Annotated in this window: 19 protein-coding genes and 1 pseudogene; 19 read left to right on the top strand and 1 reads right to left on the bottom strand. The window is 42.2% G+C overall.

Annotated elements, in window-relative coordinates; all coding sequences use genetic code 11:
- Window positions 1-2: 2 nt before the first annotated feature.
- The 4 genes and pseudogenes from BI198_RS09370 to BI198_RS09355 all read left to right on the top strand — a co-directional run.
- A pseudogene (locus BI198_RS09370) lies at window positions 3-531 on the top strand (ABC transporter ATP-binding protein); the annotation flags it as partial.
- A gap of 277 nt (window positions 532-808) precedes the next feature.
- Window positions 809-1,801 (top strand): FecCD family ABC transporter permease, encoded by a 993-nt coding sequence (locus BI198_RS09365; protein WP_070049320.1) that lies wholly within the window; start codon window positions 809-811, stop codon window positions 1,799-1,801.
- Window positions 1,802-1,815: 14 nt separating this feature from the next.
- Complete coding sequence (cobO, locus tag BI198_RS09360) at window positions 1,816-2,421, top strand: cob(I)yrinic acid a,c-diamide adenosyltransferase (RefSeq protein WP_070049319.1); 606 nt, start codon at window positions 1,816-1,818, stop codon at window positions 2,419-2,421.
- Window positions 2,418-3,278, top strand: coding sequence for a cobalamin-binding protein (locus BI198_RS09355; RefSeq protein WP_235605295.1), 861 nt, complete (start codon window positions 2,418-2,420; stop codon window positions 3,276-3,278). The genes cobO and BI198_RS09355 overlap by 4 nt, the downstream gene beginning before the upstream one ends.
- Window positions 3,279-3,324: 46 nt before the next feature.
- Here BI198_RS09355 and BI198_RS09350 read toward each other — a convergent pair whose 3' ends face one another.
- Window positions 3,325-5,340, bottom strand: a complete 2,016-nt coding sequence (locus BI198_RS09350; RefSeq protein WP_070049318.1) for a serine/threonine-protein kinase — start codon at window positions 5,338-5,340, stop codon at window positions 3,325-3,327.
- Between the two features lie 218 nt (window positions 5,341-5,558).
- Here BI198_RS09350 and tagH point away from each other — a divergent pair, with 218 nt between their 5' ends.
- From tagH to tssG, 15 genes are all read left to right on the top strand, one after another.
- Complete coding sequence (gene tagH, locus BI198_RS09345; RefSeq protein WP_070049317.1) at window positions 5,559-6,893, top strand: type VI secretion system-associated FHA domain protein TagH; 1,335 nt, start codon at window positions 5,559-5,561, stop codon at window positions 6,891-6,893.
- 30 nt (window positions 6,894-6,923) lie between these two features.
- Entirely contained in the window at window positions 6,924-7,406 is a 483-nt protein-coding gene (gene tssJ, locus BI198_RS09340; RefSeq protein ID WP_070049316.1) for a type VI secretion system lipoprotein TssJ, read from the top strand.
- Window positions 7,407-7,436: 30 nt separating this feature from the next.
- Window positions 7,437-8,765, top strand: coding sequence for a type VI secretion system baseplate subunit TssK (tssK, locus tag BI198_RS09335; protein WP_070049315.1), 1,329 nt, complete (start codon window positions 7,437-7,439; stop codon window positions 8,763-8,765).
- 71 nt (window positions 8,766-8,836) lie between these two features.
- Window positions 8,837-10,141 (top strand): type VI secretion system protein TssL, long form, encoded by a 1,305-nt coding sequence (gene tssL, locus BI198_RS09330; protein ID WP_070049314.1) that lies wholly within the window; start codon window positions 8,837-8,839, stop codon window positions 10,139-10,141.
- A gap of 22 nt (window positions 10,142-10,163) precedes the next feature.
- On the top strand, window positions 10,164-13,706 hold the full coding sequence (gene tssM / locus BI198_RS09325; protein ID WP_070049313.1) for a type VI secretion system membrane subunit TssM: 3,543 nt from the start codon (window positions 10,164-10,166) through the stop codon (window positions 13,704-13,706).
- On the top strand, window positions 13,688-14,425 hold the full coding sequence (gene tagF / locus BI198_RS09320) for a type VI secretion system-associated protein TagF (protein ID WP_070049312.1): 738 nt from the start codon (window positions 13,688-13,690) through the stop codon (window positions 14,423-14,425). The genes tssM and tagF overlap by 19 nt, the downstream gene beginning before the upstream one ends.
- 2 nt (window positions 14,426-14,427) lie before the next feature.
- Window positions 14,428-15,195, top strand: coding sequence for a PP2C family protein-serine/threonine phosphatase (locus BI198_RS09315; RefSeq protein WP_070049311.1), 768 nt, complete (start codon window positions 14,428-14,430; stop codon window positions 15,193-15,195).
- Between the two features lie 78 nt (window positions 15,196-15,273).
- Complete coding sequence (tssA, locus tag BI198_RS09310) at window positions 15,274-16,383, top strand: type VI secretion system protein TssA (RefSeq protein ID WP_070049310.1); 1,110 nt, start codon at window positions 15,274-15,276, stop codon at window positions 16,381-16,383.
- 64 nt (window positions 16,384-16,447) lie between these two features.
- A complete protein-coding gene (gene tssB / locus BI198_RS09305) occupies window positions 16,448-16,948 on the top strand; it encodes a type VI secretion system contractile sheath small subunit (RefSeq protein WP_070049309.1) in 501 nt (166 codons plus the stop codon).
- 1 nt (window position 16,949) lies between these two features.
- The gene (gene tssC / locus BI198_RS09300) at window positions 16,950-18,443 is read left to right on the top strand and encodes a type VI secretion system contractile sheath large subunit (RefSeq protein WP_070049308.1); all 1,494 of its coding nucleotides are present in this window, start codon (window positions 16,950-16,952) and stop codon (window positions 18,441-18,443) included.
- A gap of 67 nt (window positions 18,444-18,510) precedes the next feature.
- The gene (tssC, locus tag BI198_RS09295; RefSeq protein ID WP_070049307.1) at window positions 18,511-20,094 is read left to right on the top strand and encodes a type VI secretion system contractile sheath large subunit; all 1,584 of its coding nucleotides are present in this window, start codon (window positions 18,511-18,513) and stop codon (window positions 20,092-20,094) included.
- Between the two features lie 10 nt (window positions 20,095-20,104).
- Window positions 20,105-20,983: a type VI secretion system accessory protein TagJ gene (locus BI198_RS09290; protein ID WP_070049306.1), complete on the top strand. Its 879-nt coding sequence runs from the start codon at window positions 20,105-20,107 to the stop codon at window positions 20,981-20,983.
- Between the two features lie 13 nt (window positions 20,984-20,996).
- Complete coding sequence (gene tssE, locus BI198_RS09285; protein ID WP_070049305.1) at window positions 20,997-21,494, top strand: type VI secretion system baseplate subunit TssE; 498 nt, start codon at window positions 20,997-20,999, stop codon at window positions 21,492-21,494.
- Entirely contained in the window at window positions 21,491-23,323 is a 1,833-nt protein-coding gene (gene tssF / locus BI198_RS09280; protein ID WP_070049304.1) for a type VI secretion system baseplate subunit TssF, read from the top strand. The genes tssE and tssF overlap by 4 nt, the downstream gene beginning before the upstream one ends.
- Window positions 23,320-24,318 (top strand): type VI secretion system baseplate subunit TssG, encoded by a 999-nt coding sequence (gene tssG / locus BI198_RS09275; protein ID WP_070049303.1) that lies wholly within the window; start codon window positions 23,320-23,322, stop codon window positions 24,316-24,318. The genes tssF and tssG overlap by 4 nt, the downstream gene beginning before the upstream one ends.
- Window positions 24,319-24,324 lie beyond the last annotated feature (6 nt).

Below are 24,324 nucleotides of genomic sequence, written 5' to 3'. Positions count from 1 at the left end.
TATTGGAGACCTGCTTGTTAACGCTAAGAAATGTCGGCTTACAACTAGGCGGTCAAACGGTATTAAATAATATCAATTTCAGCCTAAATAAGGCCGAGTTTATTGGTGTTATTGGCCCCAATGGTGCTGGTAAAAGCTCATTGTTGCGTGTGGTGCAACGAGCAGTACTGCCGCAGCAGGGGCAACTAATGCTTAAACAGCAGCCGTTAACCAGTTATAGCCAAAATAATTTAGCCAAATTAATTGCTGTTGTCGCGCAAACTGTTAGCCCCATGTTTGCGCTAACCACAGAAGAAGTGGCCACAATGGGCTTATTACCTTATAAAAACTGGTATCAAGCCAATACCGATAATGATCGAGTTCGGGTCAGTCAGGCCTTAACCACGGTGGGTCTTGCCACTAAAGCTAATCAGCAAGTAGAAACCTTGTCTGGCGGTGAGCAACAACGGTTATATATAGCTAAAGCCTTAGTTCAGCAGCCAGAATTACTATTGCTAGACGAACCGACAAACCACTTAGATGTATTATATCAACATCAAATCTTACAACTTATTAGCGCATTAAAAGTGAGTGTCTTGGCCTGTTTGCATGACCTTAATTTAGCCGCTTTATATTGCGATAAGCTGTTATTAATTAATCAAGGCCAGCAAATAGCCTTTGGTAGCCCAGCACAAGTATTACAGCCGGCTATTTTGCAGCAAGTGTTTGGATTACCTTGCGAAGTGTATCAGCATACTAAATTGGCCAAGCCGCAAGTCATGTTTTATCCAACAGCAGCATCTACGCCGTTTCAGCAGGTGCGATAACTATGCTAAAACAACACTCCTCAGCATTTTTTGGCTTTATTGCTCTATTACTGCTAGCCAGTGTGTTCGCTAGTTTGTTGCTAGGGACTGCTGACATCAGTTTTGCCGACATGCTGAAGGTTTTACTGTCCCAAGCACCCCAAAACACTATTGCCGATACGGTTATTTGGCAAATTCGCTTACCGCGTTTACTAAGTGCCTGCTTAGTCGGAGCCGGTTTAGCTATTTCTGGCGCAATCCTGCAAAACACCACACGTAACCCATTAGCAGATCCGTATTTATTTGGTTTAATGGCTGGCGCTGGCTTGGGTGCGACGGTAGTCAGCATCTTGTTGCCTGCACACTTTATCAGTATTGCCATAGGGGCTTTTATTGGTGCCATGCTAGCGGTGGTGTTAGTTTTTGCCGTCTGTATTGGCAGTAATTGGCGAAAGCCTGAACTAAGCTTATTAGCTGGGGTTGCGGTATCGTTTATGCTTAGTGCAATGACTAGCTTTATATTATATTTCGCCGAGCCTTTTGCTGCAAACCGAGTGATTTTTTGGTTATTAGGCAGTTTAAGCCCAACTGATTGGCATAGCGTTAAGTTGTTAGCGCCCGTATTTATATTTGTGCTGATACTCGCATTAGCATTAAGACGCCAACTTGATGCTTTATTATTAAGTGACGAAAGCGCCCAAACCTTGGGCGTAAACACGGTAAAACTGCGTTTGCTATTAATTATCGCCACCGCATTACTGACAGCAGCAATCGTATCCCAAAGTGGCGGCATTGCCTTTGTTGGTTTAATGGTACCGCATATTGCCAGGCAGTTATTTGGTGTTACCGCCATGAAGCTGCTGATTGGTAGCGCTTTAATCGGAGCGTTATTTATGATTTGGGTCGATAACTTGGCAAGAATAGTGTTACCCCAACAAGAAATACCCTTAGGTGTGGTAACGTCTTTTATTGGCAGTATTTTCTTTTTGTTTCTTATGCGACGTCAGTCAAGATAAGGGTAAGCACTAATATGACAACTGAAGATCAAAAACAGCAACGTCACCAAGAGCGGCAACAGCGCTTAAAACAAAAAGTGGATCAAGCGGTACAAGCTGCAGTTGAAGATAAAGGCTTGTTATTGGTGATCACCGGTAATGGCAAAGCCAAGTCAACCTCCGGTTTTGGTACAGTAGCAAGGGCCGTCGGCCATGGTTTAACCGCCGCCGTGGTGCAATTTATTAAAGGTAATTGGCCGTGTGGCGAGCGTAATTTACTGCAACAACACGGTGTAGAATTTGCCGTGATGGCCACCGGTTTTACCTGGGATACCCAAGATAAAGCGGCCGATATGGCAGCGGCTGAACTGGTGTGGCAACAAGCTGAAGCCTATTTAGCCGATGACAGTATCAATTTAGTTTTATTAGATGAATTAACCTATATGCTCAGTTATCACTATATAGAGCTGGCGCGTATCGAGCGTGCCTTAGTTAATCGGCCAAAACAGCAGCATGTGGTGATAACAGGCAGAGCGTGTCATCGACGCTTAATCGAATTAGCCGACACCGTTAGCGAAGTGCAAAATATTAAGCATGCCTTTGATCAGGGTATTAAAGCGCAACAAGGAATAGATTGGTGAAGCAAGCGACTAGCGTAATGCAAACGGTACTGCAATCTGGTCTGGTCATCTTAGCTTGCCTATTATTATTAATATTTCTAGCAGCACCTGCAGCAGCTAAACCACAACGAATTATTAGTTTGGCCCCGCATATTACCGAGTTGCTTTACGCTGTGGGGGCAGGTGAGCAGGTGGTAGCGGTAAGTGACTATAGCGATTACCCTAGCGCTGCATTAGCTTTACCGCGTGTCGCCAGTTATGCCAGTATTAATATTGAAGCCATTATTGCGCTGCAACCAGATTTAATTATTGCGTGGCAAAATGGCAATCCACCTGCTGATATAAAACGCTTACAAAAATTTGGTTTTAACGTGAAACTATCTAATCCAGTACACTTGGAGGATATTGCCACTGAGTTAAGCTATTTAGGTCAGTTAACGGGTCAGCAGCAGCAAGCTGAAGCACAAGCCGCAATATTTAACCAACAACTGACGGCGCTACGACAGCAGTATCAACATAAAAAACGTTTAAGGGTATTTTTTGCCATGAGTACTAAGCCATTAAGCACGGTTGCAAATAATGCCTGGCCCCAGCAAATGTTAACGATTTGTGCTGCAGATAATATATTCTCAACCAGTAAAGGTGATTATCCGCAAATTGGTATAGAGCAAGTCGTCGCCGCAAGACCAGAAGTAATTATTCAAGCCGCGACCGACACGCGTAGGGCGGATCAACAATATTGGCAACGCTACCGCGATATCCCTGCGGTAGCAAATCAGCAATTTTTAACCGTTAATGCCGATTATATGTTTAGAACTGCCCCACGAACCTTGCTAGGCATCAACCAGTTGTGCCAAGGCTTAGACACTTTCCGCTAACCCCATTAATATGGGGTCGGAGCACATTAATATAATGTTAAAACTTCTAGCTGTTTAAGCTATTCATTAGTTCGTTGGCTCTGCGCATTAAGCGCTCAGCGGTGCGCACATTATTGGTTTTTAATAACTCACTCGATTTAGTTAAATACTTATCTGCTAGCTGGCGTCGCATCGCGACATGTAGAGAAAAATCTTGCGGTAACTCGGCATCAAACGCTTTGAGTTGACTATAAATAGCATCAATATCGGAAATTTTGTCACTCTGGGCCAAAGCTAGTTCTAGTTTGTTAAAGCTATGCTGATAAAAAGTTTCAGCAGCGGCATAAGGAAAAACCATGGTATCGCCTTGAGCGGTTTTTTCGCGGTATGCGGCGACTTCAGCTACAGCAGTAGCCAATTGCTCACCCTGTAATACAAGATCTACAGTAGGGGGGAAATTGGCGAATATTAATTGCCCAACATTAATTAATTGATCCAATGCGACAGCATTGTTGCTATCAACGGCTTGCGCAAAGGCAACAGCATAAATTTCGGCTTCGGCTTCGCTAGGTATAACGCTGTAGTTACTATCTATACGCTGTAAACTGGCAACGACTTTAAAGGGGGTTAACGCATCATCATTTTGTGGCTGTTGTTGATACTGTTCAGTCATTAATAACTGATTAAGTTGATCACGTAATACGTCAATTGCGGTATTTTTACTTCGCTGCATATTTAAAGCTAAGGCAGTTAACTGCTCAGAATCAGGGTAAAGCTGCTTAGCTTGGCTCAAAATAGCTTCTATTTGCGGGTAATCAGGATAGGCATAACTACGATCGCTAATTATATTATCAATTTGATATTCAAATTGGCGCACGACAGCTGATTGCTGCAGGCGGATAACACCTGCGCGATCAACCGTACTAAGTTTGCTAGCATGTTGATTTAATTGTTCGATAAACTGGTTAGCTGGAATTTGGCTTAATTGCTCGGTAAATTGCTGTTGTTGCTCAATCGCCGAAGCTTGTTGCTGAAACGTACTAATTTGTTGCTGTTGTTGATGAGTATAGTGCCAGCCACCAGCCAGTATTATAATCACTGCAGCCGCGATAGCACTAGGTTGCCACAGCGAGCGTTGTAATTGCTGCATTAATACTGCTACAGATTTGGGTCTTTTAGTGGCATCAAAACTCAGTGCCTGCTTTAACGCCTGCCATTGCCAAAAGCTTAAATGGGCAGGCTTTTTTAATTGCTTATGTTGCTGCTGGGCTAGATTAGCGGGTACGCGGTCAAAAGGGTGCTTACTAGTAAGCAATTCATAGGTTAAACAAGCAAATGAAAACACATCGTCACTTACCGTTGGCGTGTTATCTGCTAATAGCTGTGGGCTTGCATAAGCGGGTGTGTAGCCACTTAATTGCGCGCCGGTATGCTGATTATCTGCAGCGTACTTATCGTAATTAAGTTGTAACTTTTGAGCTACACCAAAGTCGAGAGTTTTTACTAAACCATCTCGATTAACCATAATATTGGCGGGCTTTAAATCGGCATGGACAATGCCTGAATCATGAGCATAACTTAACGCAGCAGCAATGGGCTGCAATAGTTTTAAAGCTGCTGTAAAACTTAAGCCTTTAGGTTTATAGCGTTTGATAACTTGCTCTAAACTTTCACCATCAAGATATTCCATCACTATAAAGTAATGTTGTTGATCATTATCAACATCAAAAACTCGAACAATATTAGGGTGTGACAGTTGTTTGGTGCTATTGGCTTCATGTAAAAGTAACTGTCTAGCTTCAGGTTGCGACACAAATTGCGGCTGCAGGGCTTTAATCGCAACGGTATTATTGCTGATACCCGCACCCTGTAAAAATAAATCTGTGGCGCGATATATATCGCTCATACCACCAGAGCCAATTTTAGCTTCAAGTTTATAGCGTTGTTTAATAACAAAGTTTTCAATTAACGGTTGCACATTATGCTGTTGATTCGTTGCCGCTGTTTTTACCGCATAACGGGTTTTATCTGCGTCAGAATCCTGGTTTAAAGACGTATTACTATTCAGATCCTGTTCTGCCATCAGTATCAAACTCCTTTATTATTTTTATCAGTCTTAACGCCATAGCTATAATTGCCATTCATAAGACAATTATTTCACAATTAAACCTATGTGTCATCTTCAATAATTTATCATCATTAACATTTATGCAGTTGACGTAACAATTGATTTAAATTAACCTTTACTGCCAATTTGTGGTTAATAAATTGTTTACAGCTTGCTGGTAGGAGTGTTTCGTAGTGCATAGGGATAAGTTACTAGAGTTATCTGTGTTGAGTTATCACAGATTGTCACCGAAACAAGTTTCAATAAAGCGCTTTACAGCTAGCGGTGGCAGCTTGGGCCGTTCAGAACAAGCTGACTGGTATTTACCTGATCCAGAAAGAGTGGTGTCTGGCATTCATGCTGAAATTACATTTAACCAAGGCCATTATTATATTATTGATAAATCAACCAATGGATTATTTGTTAATCGAGCGGTAGATGCTTTAGGTGAAAATTCACATCAATTGCAATCGGCTGATATTTTATGTTTGGGTGATTATGAAATCCAGGTACAACTAATTGAACACGGCGCAGCAACAGCAGAAAAACCAAAGCCATCAACAGATAAAGCTCAGCATAAACAACAGTTGGCAACTCAAATTAGTAGCGTAGAGAGCGGCTTTAGTATTGATCACTTTACGGCACCAAGAGTAGCCGGCGCAATGAGCCAAATGGATACTAGCGCAATGGACCATAGTGCTAGTAGCTTTAATGCTCAGGGTCATTCTCAACATCAAGACCATAAAAACAATCCTAATTCTATTTATAACCAGAGTCAGAATCAGAACCATGATTTAGCTATGGATGATCATTATTTAGCCCCTGCAGCGTTGATCCCTGATGATTGGAACAATGCCTGGTCTTCTCATTCAGAACCGGTTTTAACCGAAAAAATGCCGGATAAACCAGCGACAACAAGCCGAAAAACAGCGGTAAACAATGGTGTTGATGAGCAAAGCCAACTAACGGCATTTTTAACAGGACTTGGAGTGGCTGACTTAGATGCAAATACCTTAACTGGCCAGCAATGGCAACAATTAGGCAGCGCATTACAGCAGTCAATATTAGGCTTAATCGACGTTATGCGAGCGCGATCTAAAGTAAAAAATAGTTTTAGAGTTAATCAAACTACGTTTCAGCAGCGAGAAAACAATCCCCTTAAATTTTCTGCCAGTATGGATGAAGCCTTTCATAATTTATTTAATCGTCCCAGTTCTAGCTTTATGCCCGCTAAACAAGCAATTGCAGAAGCCTTTAATGACATTGCCGAGCATGAAGCGGCAATGTTGGCGGGTGTGGCAGGGATCTCCAATGGGCTATTAGCGCAGTTAGCGCCCAGACAATTTGAACAAGCTGATTTTAGTCAGTCCTTTATCGATAAAATAAATCCAGCTCAACGCCAAGCACGCTTATGGCAGCATTATCGTTTAACCCACAGCAATTTAACAACCGAATTAAAAAGCACTAGTAACGGTGGTGTGAATGATGACTTCATCAGTGCTTACGAACAGTATTTAGCCAAAAGATAAGCTAACCACAGCTATTTAGGAGCAGAAAACATGCAACATGTTAAATATATTATTCTCATGGTATTCAGTCTTATATTACTCGGTGGGTGCCAAACGTTTTACGGAACCTTTCCTCCTTCTACGACGCTGCATTTTAATGTTGCCGACGATCTTAACCCAGATTTTGATGGCAGACCTTCACCCGTCATTATTAAAGTTTATGAGTTGGCATCTAAAACTATTATTGAAAACCAAGATTTTTTTGCCATTTATGATAATGCCGATCAAGTGTTACGCACTGATTTATTGAAAAAAGATGAGTTGGTGTTTCAACCAGGCCAGCGAATTAGTTACAAAATGTCGCTACAACCTGCAACAAAAGCTGTCGCTGTTATTGCTGCATATCGCGATATTGAAGGTGCCAGATGGCGTGCTGTTGTTGATGTAAAGCCCACCGGATATGACGATCTTTATGTTTATGTTGACAAATTAGCGGTGTATATCCGTGAGCATGATCTTGAACGCAAACGTTAAAATTACCACGCAAAAAAGGAACTAGAGTAGATGAGTGATTATAGTCGCGTTGCGTGGTCAGAAGGTTTATTTTTACGTCCGCAGCATTTTCAACAGCAAGAGCGGGCGTTAGATTATCGGATACGTGAGCAACATGCCTTAGTTAGTGCTTATGCATGGGGCGTACAAAATAGTGCTGTAGATGAACAAAGTTTGAAGTTTGGTCAATTTGCTTTGTCTGAACTCAATGCGTTAATGCCGGATGGCACTATCGTGCAAGCTCCTAGCGTTGAACCACTGCCCACTGCGTTACAAATTCCTAAATCTTGTCGTGATCAGCTGGTGTATTTATGTATTGCTATCGATAAACCACATAGCCAAAATATTACTGATGTGACAGCCAATGACATCACCCGTTTTTGCTATGCCGATCATAGTGTCAGTGATAATAGTCTATCTGAGGAAGCAATCGAGTTATTACAGTTAGCAAAGTTAAAATTGTTATTTAAACTTGAGTCGGAAGATCGCGGTGGCTTTATTGGTATGCCAATCGCGCGAATAAAAGAGATAACTGAGCAGGGGGAAGTTAAATTAGTTAAAAACTTTATACCGCCGCTGTTATCTGTGCAAAAAAATGCTGAGCTTAGCGCTTTAGTATCTGAAGCATTAGGCATGTTATGCCAGCGCGCAGATGCGTTATCAGAAAGGCTGGGCCAAGGCCAAGGTAGCGCTAATACCATAGCCGATTTTTTAATGCTGCAAATTTTAAACCGATATGAACCACTATTACGCCATATTAAAGTCAGTGCCCAAGAGCATCCACACAGCTTTTATCGATTAATGGTCTCTATGTTGGGTGAACTTGCTACTTTTACCAGCCGAACAAAGCGGGCACCGGCATTTCCACAATATGAACATGAAGAACTGACCAGTGTATTTGGTAATCTTGGTGTTATTTTAAACCAAACCTTAAGTGTTGTGTTAGAGCAAACCGCACAAGCCTTACCTTTAGAGCAAGCAAAGTTTGGTATTTTAGTTACCCCATTGACCGATAAGTCTATGTTGGAATATGCGCAATTTGTGCTAGCGGTTTCAGCAGACTTACCCACTGAAGATATTCGTAAATACTTACCGTCTAGATTAAAAATTGGCCCTGTTGAACATATACGTGAGTTGGTTAATAACCAGCTGCCGGGAATTTCGGTTACTGCCTTACCGGTCGCGCCTAGACAAGTACCTTATCATGCCGGCTATCAATATTTTCAGCTAGACAAAGGCAGTATTTATTGGGAGCGCCTAGCCAATAGTGGGGGCTTAGCATTGCATTTGTCCGGTAATTATCCGGGATTAAAAATTGAACTATGGGCCATCAAAATCTAGTGGCCTTTTAGTTAAAAAATTTAGCTACAGAAATTTAGTGATAGTAATAAAGACAACATGGATGAAATAGCATGTCAGACAAAACGGTAATGAAACCGCAGCCTGGCGGTCGAGGGCTGAAAAAACCTCAAGCCGCATCAGCACAAGCTGCAGTTGACGTCGATAAAACTCGGATATCAGCCAGTGCTCGCAATCACGACAATGTGCAAAAAATGCCCATGTTATCGATTAGTGACAATGTATTAATTGATGATGCTGCTGCGTTATTTTCATTAATTCCTGCTATGCGCAATACCAGACAGCATGCTGATGTCTCTGCATTAAAATCGCAATGTGTACAATTAATCAATCAATATGAGCAGCAATTACGGCAAAAGGATATTGATAGCGAGCTTATTCAAAATGCCCGGTATTGCATGTGTTCATTTATTGATGAGGTAGTGTTGAATACCAGCTGGGGTGAAAACAGTGATTGGGCCACAGAAAGTTTATTGGCCACATTTCATAATGAAACCTTTGGCGGTAGCTATTTTTTTACCTTATTAGATAACGCCATTGCGGAACCAAGAACACATTTACAGTTACTTGAACTGCAGTATTTATGTTTGTCGTTTGGCTTTGCCGGCAAAATGCGCATTGCAGATCGTGGCTTCGAGCAACTAGAGCAATATCGTGATAAAGCCTATAAAGCCATTCGCTCGCAGCGCGGCGAACCGGCACGAGAGTTATCATCCAGTTGGCGCAGTCAGGTGGTTGCCAGCAATACACTCAATGCCGCTTTGCCGCTTTGGGTTATTTGTTCGGTAATAGCGGCTGTGTTACTCGGTGTGTATATGTACTTAAATTATCAAATTAATAGTTACTCAAACGTTGTACATCGCGATCTAAATGCCTTAGTTACTTGGCAGCAAGATACTGCACAAGGCGGCAGTATTAAAGTTCAAGCCGATACCCTGCGTTTACAACAGTTACTGCAAACCGAAATGCGCCGAGGCTTGTTAGATATTATAGAGTTACCGGATCGGGTAAGAATACGCGTGGCGTTAGATCAACTGTTTAGCCCCGGAAGCACCGGTATTAATGAAAGCTTTCAGCCGGTAGCGGGAAAAATTGCCCGCGCTTTAGAAGGGACAGAAGGCCGAATTTTAGTCAGTGGCTATACCGATAACCAACCTATATTTACCAGTAAGTATCCATCTAATTGGCATTTATCGTTAGCGCGAGCGAACGCGATGTCTGATGCGTTAGCGCACGGCGCCGACTTACGCGGCCGATTATGGCCAGAAGGGCATGGCGATGCTAATCCGATAACAGACAATGATAGTGCTGAAAATAGAGCACTGAATCGTCGTGTCGAAATAGACCTGTTACCATAATATTTACAGCAAGGGATATGTTATGAAGTTTAAAACTGTGCTGCAATCTGTATTTCGCCTACTTAAATCACGTATTACGATTACAGTATTGGGCTTACTCGCGCTGGCATTATTAATTTGGTTTGGTGGGCCACTATTGGCTATTGCAGGATACGAACCTTTAGCAACGGTTAGCGCAAGGTTAGTAACTTTGCTAGTTATCGCGGTAATTTGGGGTGGGAGTCATTATATAAAGGGCTTAAAAGAATCGCGTTCTCATCAGCAAGCGGTTGATAATTTATTAAATGGCGATGAACAACAACCTCAAGATGAATTGGCTAAACGCGATATTGCTGTATTGCGTGAAAGGATGCAAAAAGCCTTAGATATTTTAAAACATGCTCGCTTTAGTAAATCACGCGATATTTATCAATTACCTTGGTACATGTTAATTGGGCCACCTGGCTCAGGTAAAACCACCGCCCTGAAAAACTCCGGTTTAGAGTTTCCATTAAAAGAACAATTGGGCACTGATGCTATTGAAGGTATTGGCGGTACGCGGCAATGTGATTGGTGGTTTACCAATCAAGCGGTATTAATTGATACGGCGGGTCGTTATACCACCCAAGACAGTCATGCGTCTCAAGACTCTACCGCATGGCAGGGGTTTTTAGGCCTATTACGTAAATACCGGCCTAAACGGCCAATTAATGGCGTAATTGTTTTTGTTAGTTTAGCTGATTTACTCAGCCAAACCCGCACTGAACGGCATTTACATGCACGTGCTATTAAGCAGCGGGTGCAAGAACTACAAAATCAATTAGGCATGACATTTCCAGTTTATGTCATGTTTACCAAAGCAGATTTAATTGCAGGTTTTACCGAGTTTTTTCATACCTTAAGTGAAGAAGAGCGTGAACAAGTTTGGGGCATGACCTTTGCCATTGATAATGACGAAAAAGGGCCAGTGTCATTATTTAATAAAGAATTCCACAACATGATTAATCGCTTAACTCAGCGCTTATTCAGTCGATTACAAAATGAACATGACCAAGATAATAGAGCGGCCATTTATGAATTTCCACGCCAGTTACGGTTGCTACAAAGTGCCGCCGATGATTTTTTAAAAGAAATCTTTGCACCTAATCCATTTGAAAAGTCTACTTTGTTACGCGGCGTTTATATTGCTAGTGCAACCCAAGAGGGGGTGCCGATTGATCGGGTTATGTCGCAATTGGGCAATAACTTTGGTTTAGCTGAACCGCCAATGCGCAGGCAAACAGGTGAAGGTGAAAGTTACTTTATTAAACGGTTTTTTGAAGAGATTGTGATCCCAGAGCGGGAATTAGCCTCGGTTAATTTGCATCATAAAAATAAGCATCGTTGGATCCGACATGGCGTATTAGCTAGTTCGGCTTTAGTGTCGGCATGGTTATTATTTGCTTGGGCGGGTAGCTACAGTTGGAATAAACAACTGGTTGATGAAGTTGCCAATTCAATGAACCAATATCAACAGTTAGCCGATAAAACACTGCTTGATGAAAACGTGGTCGATTTAAATCAGCAACTTAATTTATTACGGGATTTACCCGCGGGTTATGCAGGCATTATTCCCGCCGATGGGCCAAAAAATTATGGTTTGTATCAAGGCGATAAACTGGGTCAAGCCGGTAAAACAGCCTACAAAAATGGCTTATTTAATCAATTTGTACCGTTTTTGCTCAGTAGTTTAACTGCTGAAATGCAGCAAAATTCTGAACATCGTGATTACTTATACGAAACCTTAAAAACGTATTTAATGCTTTTTAACCCCGATCGGTTTGAACTTGAGCAGTTAACTAGTTGGTTTGAATTTTATTTAGCCCGACGCTTTGCCGGCGAGTTGAATCACGATTTACGTATTTCGTTACAAAGTCATTTAAACGCCTTACTAGAAGGCCATATTAAAGGGGCGGTTTATAATGAACCCGCTGTTATAGCGGCTAGAGAATTGTTATTAACCGTGCCTTTGGCCGAGCGGGCCTATCAACGCATTAAAACAGAGCTAAGTAAAAGCCATATCCCAGATTTTAGAATTGTTGATGTACTTGGCACAGATGGCATAAAAGTGGTTAAGCGTAAGAGTGGATTACCTTTGCAACAAGGTATCTCAGGGCTTTATACCTATAAGGGATTTCATGGTCTATTTAATATTGAAAAGCGGCGTATTATTCGCAGCTTAATGGAAGATAGTTGGGTATATGGTGATATCAATCAGCAAGGTACTGAGGGCAGTGATAGCACTTTGTCAGCTCAAGTTACGGCTAAATATTTTCGCGATTATGTTTACGTTTGGCAAGAATTGTTAGACGACCTTACGTTAGATCGCGTGGGCAATGTTGAGCAAGGGGTATTGGTGACTAAAGTACTTTCAGGCCCAGAGCAACCAATACAAAATATTATTAAAGCGGTACAGCAAAACGTTCGCTTAACCCATTTGCCACAATCTGAAGAAGCCGACATGGCATTAGATGTTGCTGGTAAAGTAGCAGATACCACGTTCTCCTCTCAGAAATCGCGGTTAACCCGAATTATGCCAGATAAAATGCCTAATATGGCGAAGTCGTTACCCGGTAAAGAAGTTGAGCACGCTTTTGCCGCTATTTTAAAGTTAGGTGAAGCAGAGTTCAGCCAAATAGAAGCTACAAGTCGACTGTATCATGATTATTTAGAGCGCTTATATATGCCAGGCGGTATGGCTAGACAAGCGTATAGTAATCAGCTTAGTGGCAAAGGCAGTAATGAATTAAGTGTCGCCTTACGCCGGCTGAAAAGTGATATTCCGCAACCTTTTTCAGATTGGTTAGGTGATATTTCTACTGAAACCACTCAGCTATTTGCTCAAGGTAGCCGCCAACATATTAATGAAGCTTGGCAAGGCACTGTCTTAGCGGAATATAAACGCGCCATTGCTGGTCGTTATCCACTGAATAGAGCCAGTTCTAATGATATTAAGTTGCGAGATTTTGAACGTTTCTTTGGTTATGGCGGTACGTTAGAGCAATTTTTTGCTGAATATTTAAAGCCATTTGTTAACACCAGTCGCGCCACTTGGACGTTTAAAAAGGATATTGGTTTAGATCACCAAGTATTAAAAACTTTTCAAAATGCTCAGCAAATACGCGCTGCCTTTTTTGCCGAAGGCAGTCAGAAGTTAAATGTAGGCTTTAGTTTAAGGCCAATTTATCTTGACCGGCATATAACCCATTTACTCTTAGAGTTAGACGGCCAAGAGCTATCCTATCGGCATGGCCCCTCAAGAATGCGGCAATTTTTTTGGCCAGGTGACAGAAATAAACTAGAAACCCGTTTAGTTTTCACTCCAGCGAATGCCGGTTTACCGGCAAATACTAGCCAAGCGGGTGAATGGTCTTGGTTTCGTTTCCTGGATAATATTAGTCAAAACAGACCAGAAACCAAGCAAGATAAAATCTTACACCTTGCTGTTCAGGGCAATAATGCTCGTGTTGAAATGGTTCCTGATACAGTAAACAATCCATTTTGGAACAAAGCATTGGAGGCATTCAGTTGTCCGGCAACCTTATAACAGAGCTTGGCTATTCAGGCAAAATACCTAGCCGAGGTGATTTTTTAAGCCAAGGCTTAACCATGGGTTTTGTAGATAGCTGGAATGAGTGGCTACAAGCCGTATTGGCAGTGAGTCGTGAGCAGTTAACCGACCAGTGGTTAGACACGTATCTCACCAGTCCAATTTGGCACTTTGCGCTATCGGCCGATGTCTGTGGTAATAGCCCTATGCTCGGCAGCTTAATTCCCAGTGTCGATCAAGTTGGCCGGCACTATCCATTTACCCTAGCTAAAGTGTTGCAGGCTCCGGTAGTGCAAGCAAGGTTACAGCAAAGCTGGACTGAACAGCATGAAAGCTTGATTTTGCAAGTATTAGAAGATGACTTTAATCTGACACATTGGCAGAAACTATTAACAAAACAAAGCTTAGAGTGGCCAGCTGAACAACAAATTCAGTTGGGACATACTACGCGCACCCAAGCCAAAGCGGCAATTGCTATTGAGGTTGCGGATGATATTGATCCGGCTTTATTGCTGCATCAAAGCTATCAGCAGCACTATGGCCGTTATTGTATCTGGTGGACTCAAGGCTCTGAGCTTATTCCGCCTTGCACCTTACTTAGCACAGGCTTGCCGCAAGTTAGTCAGTTTGCTGCCATGTTAGATGGTGATTGGCAACGATGGGGCTGGCAGCATAGCCAAATTAAACCTAGTCAAACTAAAGCAGCAGGAAAGTAGACATGAGTCATATTGTTTCTCATACACAAAGCCATACTGGATTGGTGCGAAAAATAAATGAAGATGCTTGTGTCGATTTATTTGAAGCTGGGGTTTGGGTCGTCGCTGATGGTATGGGTGGACATGCGGCGGGAGATGTGGCTAGTCAATTAGTCGTTGATACTATCCGCAGCATTGTTAATCGCTGCCGTGAAGTGTCAGTAAGAATATTAACCGATGCTTTACATCAAGCAAACTCAGAGTTGTGCCAATATAGTCAGCGTGAATTAAAGGGGCATACTGCAGGCTCCACGGTTGTTATCTTATTAATTGATAAGTTTCATTATCATTATTTATGGGTAGGAGATAGCCGAGGCTATATCTTACGTCAGGATAAACTACGTCAATTAACGCGCGATCATAGCCAAGTTAATGAAATGGTGGAGCAAGGTTTACTCGATAGTGCTGAGGCCGAACATCATGAGTTAGCGAACGTAATTACCCGAGCCGTGGGCGTAGACAGTCAAGTATCGGTCGATGTCGTAAGTGGTGTCTGGCAGCCTGGTGATCTATTTTTATTGTGTACCGATGGTCTAAATAAAGAACTATCTGATACAGAAATTCAACAATACCTTGATCATAATAATATTGCTGATGCTAATAAAGCTTTACTCCATTCTACGTTAGTTTCGGGTGCTCGCGATAATGTTAGTACTATATTAGTTAAATTAGCTAATCAGCAAAATGTTAATGGCAAGGATGTTACAATACCAAAATATTTAAAATTGTAAAATTTAAAGTTAATGGTTGTCATCATAAATACAATAAAGTAACATAAATTATATATTAAGTGCTTTTTGGGTTTAGTGATGCTGTTAAGTGATCAAATTAACTTTGAATTGTTAACTACAGGTGTATCAGATGATGCGCCTAGTGGAGTTGATCCTAGGTTTGATATTTCACCCACCTCTCAGTACTACCAATTAAAAGATATTCGTGGCCAAGCCCGCGCCCAAGAAAGAGCCATGTTAGCTGAAGATGACGACTTTCAATCATTAGCTTTAGAGTGGCGCCCCCTAAGTGAGCAACTGCCGGCAATTTTAAATCAACAGGTTAAAGATCTTGAATATTCTGCTTGGATGATAGAGGCCCTTTGTCGCACTGACGGCTTTTATGGTTTAGCCCAAAGCTTTAAAGCAACGCGGTTATTAATAGAGTACTTTTGGCAGCATCTTTATCCCTCCCCAGATGAAGACGGACTTGAATCCCGCATCGCACCTTTAATAGGTTTAAATGGTTATGAAGGTGATGGCGCGTTAATAACGCCTATTTTAAGCATTCCGTTAACAGAACAAACCGATGCCGGCGAATTTGCCTGTTGGCAATATCAACGTGCTGCCGATATTTCGCGTAAAGATGAAAAACGACAACAACTAAAAGCGGAAGCGGGCATTGCCAGCATCGAGCAAATTAAACAAGCCGTTGCCAGCAGCAGCAGTCATTTTTATCAAAATTTAATGCAACAAATTAATGCAGCAATTTCTGAATTTGAATTATTAGCCCAAGCCATGGATAGCGCTATGGCCGATCAGCCGCAGCCAACGAGTGCGATTAGTGCCACCTTAATTAAATGCCGTGATGCCGTAAATTATTTGGCCGCTGATAAATTACAAAGCCTGCACGTTATTGATGCTGATGAAACCATTGCTGGCTCTGATTATGACCATGATAAGTCGCAACTAGCAGTGAATTCGCTGCAGCAACAAATCCAGAGTAGAGAACAAGTACTACGCAGCCTTAAACAAGCCGCTGAATTTTTTCGCCAAACCGAGCCTCATTCCCCCATTTCCTATGCTTTAGAGCAAGTTTTGCATTGGAGCGGTTTATCACTGCCAGAGCTATTGCAAGAAATGATGGATGACAGTAGCAGCCGTAACCAATTTTTCCGGTTAGCGGGAATACCACAACAATCAACATAATATTATGTACGGACACCAATTAGATTGCTGACACCAACGACAGCTGAGTAACAGGAGAAACACCATGGAGAGTATTCATAGTAAATTATCACGAGTGCGTAAGCCTCGTGTGCATATTACTTACGATGTTGAAACAGAAGGAGCCTCAGTTAAGAAAGAGTTGCCCTTTGTTGTTGGCGTCATGGGTGATTTTGCTGGTCAAAATACTGAAGCATTAAAACCGTTAAAAGACCGTCGTTTTGTGCAGATTGATCGTGACAATTTTGATGAAGTATTAAAGCGGATGAATCCAAAGCTAAACTTTAGCGTGGAAAATAAACTCGCAAATGACGGCACTGAATTTAAAGTCGATTTAGAGTTTAAATCTATGCAGGATTTTGAGCCTGCCGCCATTGTTAAGCAAGTAGAGCCGCTAGAAAAACTGATGGCTACCCGCAATAAGTTGCGTGATTTAATGACTAAAATCGATCGTTCTGAAGAGTTAGAAAATATTTTAGAACGCGTACTTAATAATGGTGATGACTTGCAAAATTTGGCGCAAGATTTGAGCTTAGAGGAAAAATAATATGAGTAGCGAAGCGTTAGTCGAACAACATGAAAGCGGTGAAGTTGCTAGCCACTCATTATTAGAGCAAGCAATAGGCGCCACAAAACAAACAGATGCCTCACGCGCTGAAGAATTATTACGTACCTTAGCTGAAGAAGCATTAAATGGCACCGTAAGTTGGAATAAAAATTTAACGGTCACCTTTAATGAAGCGATCAACCGTATCGATACGCTTATTTCTGATCAACTGTCATGCATTATGCATAACGCGGCATTTCAAAAACTTGAAGGCAGCTGGCGCGGTTTACATCATTTAGTTTCAAACTCTGAAACCAGTGCATCACTTAAAATTCGTATGCTTAGCATGTCAAAAAAGGAACTGTACAAAGATCTGAGTAAAGCGGTTGAGTTTGATCAAAGCCAAACCTTCAAAAAAGTATATGAATCTGAATTTGGCACACCTGGTGGCGAACCTTATGGTGCCTTAATTGGTGATTATGAATTTACCAATCACCCAGAAGATATTGAAACATTAACCTATATGTCAAATGTATCGGCTGCTGGCTTTTGTCCATTCTTGTCTAGCGCATCACCGGCCTTATTTGGTTTTGATGAATGGACCGAGCTATCTAAGCCACGTGACTTAGAAAAGATTTTTGAGTCTTTAGAATACACCAAATGGCGTTCATTCCGTGAAAGTGATGACTCTCGGTTTGTGACATTAACCATGCCGCGGGTATTAGCGCGCTTACCTTATGGTGAGGCGACCAGCCCAATTGAAGAATTTGGTTATGAAGAGTTTGAACTAGATAGCAAACAGACCGTGGCTAAAACGACAGATCACGATAAATACTGTTGGATGAATGCGGCCTATGTCATGGGTGCTAAATTAACCAATGCCTTTGCTCAATACGGTTTTTGTACTGCGATCCGTGGGGCTGAAGGTGGTGGTAAAGTGGAGGGGTTACCCAGCCATATCTTTATGAGTGATGATGGCGATCCAGATTTAAAATGCCCAACAGAAATTGGCATTACTGACCGTCGTGAAGCGGAATTAGGCAAACTCGGTTTCTTACCACTTTGTCACTATAAAAACACTGACTATGCTGTGTTCTTTGGCGCCCAAACGGCACAAAAACCGAAAAAATATGACACCCCTGAAGCAACAGCAAATGCGGCTATTTCTGCGCGCCTGCCTTATTTAATGGCAACCTCACGTTTTGCTCATTACTTAAAAGTATTAGCTCGCGACAAAATTGGTAGCTTTATGGAAGCCGAAGACGTGGAAGTATGGTTAAACCGTTGGATTTTAACTTATGTCAACGCTTCAGAAGGCAGCGGTCAAGAGGTTCGTGCTCGTTATCCATTAGCCGATGCTAAGGTGCAAGTACGTGAAATACCAGGTCGTCCTGGTTCTTATAATGCTGTGGCTTGGTTACGGCCATGGTTACAACTAGAAGAGCTTTCTACATCGTTACGGTTAGTTGCCAAAATTCCTGAGATGGGCAACTAAATCGCTTCGCGTATCTGCAAACTTTGCAGGTACGCGAGCCATATTGACTGTTTGTAGTGAGATTAGCATGTCAGACGCCGTAAAATTTGTCAGTGAAGATCTATTTATGCAAGCAGATTGTGCTTCGACTGCAAATAGCAGCCGGGCTCAACCTACTTACACAAAATTAGAGCGTAGCGGTGTTCTGACACGATTTTTACGTGAAGAAATACCGCTAAATGCCATTATGTATTGGCTAGAACATGTTGCCGGACATCAGGTTAGCACTATACCGGCTTTGTCGGCGATGTTATGTCGAGCCATAGCGGATATCGATCGCTTAATAAATTTACAGCTAAATGAAATTATCCATCATGAAAAGTTTCAACAATTAGAATCTAGTTGGCGTGGTGTTTTGTACTTAACAGAGCAAACCGAGCAGCATGATCGCGAGCAAAAAGTAAAAGTTAAATTGATTAGTTTAGCCTGGCCAGAACTGGCTAAAGATATTAATCGGGCGATCGATTTTGACCAAAGTGATTTTTTTAAACTAATTTATGATAATGAATTTGATATGCCAGGCGGAGAGCCGTTTGGGGTATTAATTGGTGATTATCAAATTAGTCACAAAGCGCGTAGCAATACTTCATGTAGCGATAAAACACGCCCCGGCCATATCGGTAATGATTTAGATACCTTAAAAGATGTGGTTAGAACTGCTGCAGCAGCCTTTGCACCTTTTATCTGTGCGGCACATCCATCATTATTTGGCGTTGATCATTTTAGCCAACTTGGTTTAGTGTCTGATATTGGCAGCCAGTTTAAGCAACCAGAATATGTAAAATGGCGGGCATTACGCGCTATGGAAGATTCGCGGTTTTTAGGTATGGTGTTGCCCCAAGTCTTAATGCGCAGTCCGTATAAAGACGATGGCAGTCGCAGTGAAAGCTTTGTTTTTCGTGAATCATTAGCGTGCCCTGAGCAAGATTATTTATGGGGCAATAGTGCTTTTGCTTTCGCTGCGGTATTAGTGAGAGCGTATAGCGAGTCGGGCTGGTTTGCCCAAATTCGCGGCATGAAATCAGGACAGTATAATTTTGGCTTAGTCAGCCAATTACCGGTTAGCCAATATGAGACCGAAAAGTATCAGCCGTTAAATAAACCCTCCGTTAACTTATTAATTGGTCACCGTTTTGAAGCAGATTTATCTGATAACGGCTTTGTGGCTTTATCATCGGTGCCCTATAGCGACTTCTTCGCTTTTTATAATAATGCTTCTGTGCAGCAAGCTAAACAATATGACGATCACCTGACAGGCTTAAATGCGCGGCTTTCTGCCATGTTGCAATACATATTATGTGTGTCTCGCTTTGCTCATTACATCAAAGTGATTGGCCGCGATAAAGTCGGTGGTTATCACTCTGCAGCTGAGTGTCAGCAAGATTTACAGCGTTGGTTACATCAATATACCACCGCATCTAGCGATGCATCGTTAGATGTTCGTGCGCGACACCCACTGCGCGAAGCCCATATTGAAGTAAAAGAAATGCGCGGCGAGCCAGGGCGATACTTTTCAATTATTAAATTACAACCGCACTTTCAGCTGGATCAAATGCTTACCACGGTAAAATTGGTAGCAGAGTTATCGCCAAAACAACATGCAAAAGCGTAAGGGAATAACAATGAAAAAAATAGATGCATTAATTAAACAAGCACAGTTAAGCACAGCTACCACTATGGCTAGCCAAGCTTTACGGGATGACCCGTTAAATGCCGACATTCGTGCCCGTTATATTGAATTGTTGTGCGTGCAAGGTGAGTTTGATAAAGCCGATCAGCAACTGGATATTATGCTGCGACAGCATCCGGATTATGTTACCGGTGCAGTTAATTTACGCCATTTAATTCGCGCAGCATCTGCCCGTAAAGACTTTTACCAAGCGGGTATGACAGCACAGCTATTTGATGAGCCAGACGCTATGTTTAAAGCTCAATTATCATTACGAGTAGCGTTAAATGACTCAGATATCGCGACGGCAGTAACTGCTGCTGCCGAGTTAGAAAGCTTACGCCAACCCGTTGCTATGACTATTAATGGTCAACATTATCATACAGTACGTGATTTAGATGACAGCTTGTGCGGATATTTAGAGTTATTTGGTACCGACGGCCATTATTATTTAGTTCGATTTGAACAGATTGATAGTTTGCAGTTTAAAAAGCCGGAATCGTTACTCGACACCGTTTGGCGCCGAGCAGAAATCTTTATTAAAGACGGTCCACAAGGTGATGTGTTTGTTCCTATGACCTATATCCAGAGCAACAGCGTTGAAACCTCGCTAGGTCGTGGCAGTGATTGGCAGCAATACGCTGATGGTTTAGTGACCGGTATTGGCCAAAAAATGTTGTTAGTTGATGATGATGCCTTGGCCTTAACTGATATCCAAAGTTTAGGCGTTAGCGATGTTAAAGATGCTGCTAGTACGGTTTCTAATTCGCTTGGAAATACGGTTTCTAAATCTGTTACCGATACTGATTCAAATACAGTGGTTAATCAGTAAAAGGGCATTATTAATGACCGCAGTTAAACTGCCCCCTAAACAGCAATTACAAATGTCTATCTTAGATCGACTAATTGATGATGATCCAGGCCATAAAGACAGTGGCCGTCAACGTGGTTTTAATTTAAAAGCCTTGCGACAAAGTGTACGCCGTGACTTAGAGAATTTACTCAATAGTCGAGTGCAGTGGCATACCTGGCCTGAAAGTTATCAAGAACTTGAGTTGAGTTTATTAAATTATGGCCTACCTGACTTTTCGGTAATGGTGGTTGATTCTACAGAAGGTCGCGATCTGTTATGCCGTGCTGTAGAAAATGCCATCCGCCGTTTTGAACCACGATTTGTTGATGTTGAAGTATCCATACCTGATGCTAGCGATTCGTTAGAGCGGGTCTTGAGATTGCGCATTCAAGCCTTGTTGTATGCCGACCCAGAGCCTGAACATATCATGTTTGATTCTGAAGTAGAGCCGGTGCATTTAGGGCTAACAATCAAGGAGTTTCAGGCATGAATGACGAATTATTAAAGTACTATAATCGTGAATTGACCTACATGCGCCGTATGGGGGCCGAGTTTGCTGAGCAATATCCTAAAATAGCCGGTCGATTACGTATTAGCGAAGAGAATGTTGAAGATCCGCATGTGTCGCGATTACTGGAAGGGGTGGCTTTGCTCACCGCCCAAGTAAGACAAAAGTTGGATGATAGTTTTCCTGAATTAACTGATGCCTTATTAGGTCAATTGTATCCTGATTATCAAGCGCCTATACCTGCAACCACCATTTTAAAGCTGACCAGTCAAAACTTATCCACGTCAGGTATAACGATTAAGCAAGGGACAGAATTTGAAACTAAAGCTGATGGTCTTAAACCTTGTACCTTTCAAGCTTGTTACGATACAGAACTATTACCGATTGAAGTGGAACAGGCTGAATTTAAAAATGCGCCGTTTCATGCGCCTAAACCGCCCGGCAATACGGTGGCTAAATCCCTACTTAAACTGACCTTGGCCTGTGAGTTTGAAAACACCGCCATCCATGAGCTAGCCGTTAATACATTACGTTTTTATTTAAATGGTCAGCGCCATCATGTCTATCGTTTATATGAGTTGCTACTGAGTAAATTATTGCATATTGGTATTGCGCCAGCGGGGCAACCTGAATTAATACGTTTTATCTCAGCTGAACATATGCATCCCGTGGGCTTTGCCGATGAACATCAAGTAATCCCTTATAGTCAACGTAGTTTTTCGGGCTATCGTTTATTGATTGAGCAGTTTGTTTGTCCAGAAAAATTTTTATTTGTCGAGTTGCAAGACTTAGATCCAAGTTGGCCAAATATAGCGGATAAGTTTGAATTGTATTTTTATCTCGATCAATCAGCAGAAGAGTTAGAGCGTCATATTACTGCAGACAGTGTGTTACTAGGTTGCACTCCGGTGATTAATCTTTTTCAGCAAAAGCTAGAACCCGTCAATATGGATGCATCTCAATACGAGTATCGTTTGGTACCGCGTTACCTAGATGCCGATGTTTGTGAAGTAATACGTATCGATAAAGTGCAAGCGTTTGACCCTTTTGGCAATGAAGTTAAGCTCAACCCATACTATAGCCAAGGTCATCCTGATTATTTACAACAACAAGATATGTTTTGGCATAGTCGCCGTGAGTTTGCAGATTGGGCGGGTGGTTACTCGGAGTCAGGTACTGAAGTGTATCTGTCGGTAATTGACCGAAAATTCCAAGGCATTAATGCTGAACAAACCACCAGTAATTGGGTATTACAAGTTAGCGCCCAATGCAGCAATCGTAATTTACCCGCGTATTTGCCCTTTGGCGGTGGCGAGCCAACTTTTACTATTAGTCGCCACGCGGATGTAGTGAAGCAAATACGTTGTTTGCATGCTCCGGGGCAAAGTGTCAGACCGGCGCTGCATGATGCTAGCCGTTGGCAGTTAGTGAATCATTTAACCTTAAACCATTTTACCGCAGATAATGCATTACAACGGTTGCAAGAAACACTGCAATTATATGATTTTCGTTGTACGCCAGAATCGAAAGCCTTAATAGAAGGTATCTGCTCGATTAAGATTAAAGCCGGCTCAGCGCGAGTGGTGCAAAATGGCCGCGTAGCAGTATGTAGTGGCAGTGATATTTTAATTGAATTTAGCCAAGCATCCTATGCTGGCAGTAGCATTTATTTTTTTGCTAATGTGCTTAATGTATTCTTTGCCCAATATGCCAGTATCAATAGCTATACTCGGCTGGCGATTAAAATAAAAAGTCATGAACAAATTTATCACCAATGGCCAGCGCAATGCGGCAGTAAGGTGCTGTTATGAGCATAAAGCAATTGCAGCAATCACCTTCTGATTTCGATTTTTATCAAGCCGTTTATAGTGTTGAGCGCCAATACAGTAGTGAGCAAAAACGCTGGCAAGGTGTGGGTCGAGATGGTTTTCCGCGCCAGGAATTAATTCGGTTTAAATCGGTACAACATTTAGGTTTCCCAGGTCAGCCAATCAGTAAAGTAGAAACACGTCATGCCGAGCCAGAACAGGCAACAAGCATTAATATGCATGTCAGTTTTTTCGGTTTAACAGGGCCAAGTGGGGTATTGCCACAACATTATACCGAGCTGGTTATAGATCGGGTTAAGCAGCGTGATAATACCATGCGCGACTTCTTTGATGTCTTTAATCATCGCCTGATATCGTTATATTACCGCGCTTGGGAAAAGTATCGCTTTGCGTGTCAATACGAAATGATGCCTGCCCAGCAGGATAGTTTTAGTAAAGTATTGACCACTTTATCCGGAGCCCGTTCTGAGTTGGGCTTATATTTTGCAGGCGCTTTTAGTCAGCAAAACCGCAATGCTAAACAGCTCACCGCTATGCTATCGCAATTGTTAGCGGTCGATGTTGCTTTAGAACCCTTACAAGGTCGCTGGTTAAGGTTAGATACAGCCGATCAAACCGCACTTGCCTCAAGTATTAGACCAACCGGATTAAATGCCCGTTTAGGTGACAGTGCCATGCTCGGTTCACGAGTGTGGGATATCAGCTCTGGCGTAGAGTTGCTGCTTAGCGCTAAACAACAGCAAGCCGCTGAATTATTGCCCGGTAGCTATAAAAATCAGTTAATGCATAGCTTATTAGCTGAGTATCTCCCTAATGGCTATAACGTACGCGTTACTTTATCGGCCCCTAATAAAGCATTTACAGCCGTAAAGTTAGGCCAATCTGGGCTATCCCTAGGTAAAGGCAGTTGCCTGTCTGTTCGTGAAACTCAACTACAAAAAGTCACCCGATTCAGTTATCAGCTGACCGGTTCTTAGTTATGC

This window comes from Rheinheimera salexigens, assembly GCF_001752395.1.
GTDB lineage: Bacteria > Pseudomonadota > Gammaproteobacteria > Enterobacterales > Alteromonadaceae > Alishewanella > Alishewanella salexigens.
This window is presented reverse-complemented; position numbering and strand designations above follow the sequence as displayed.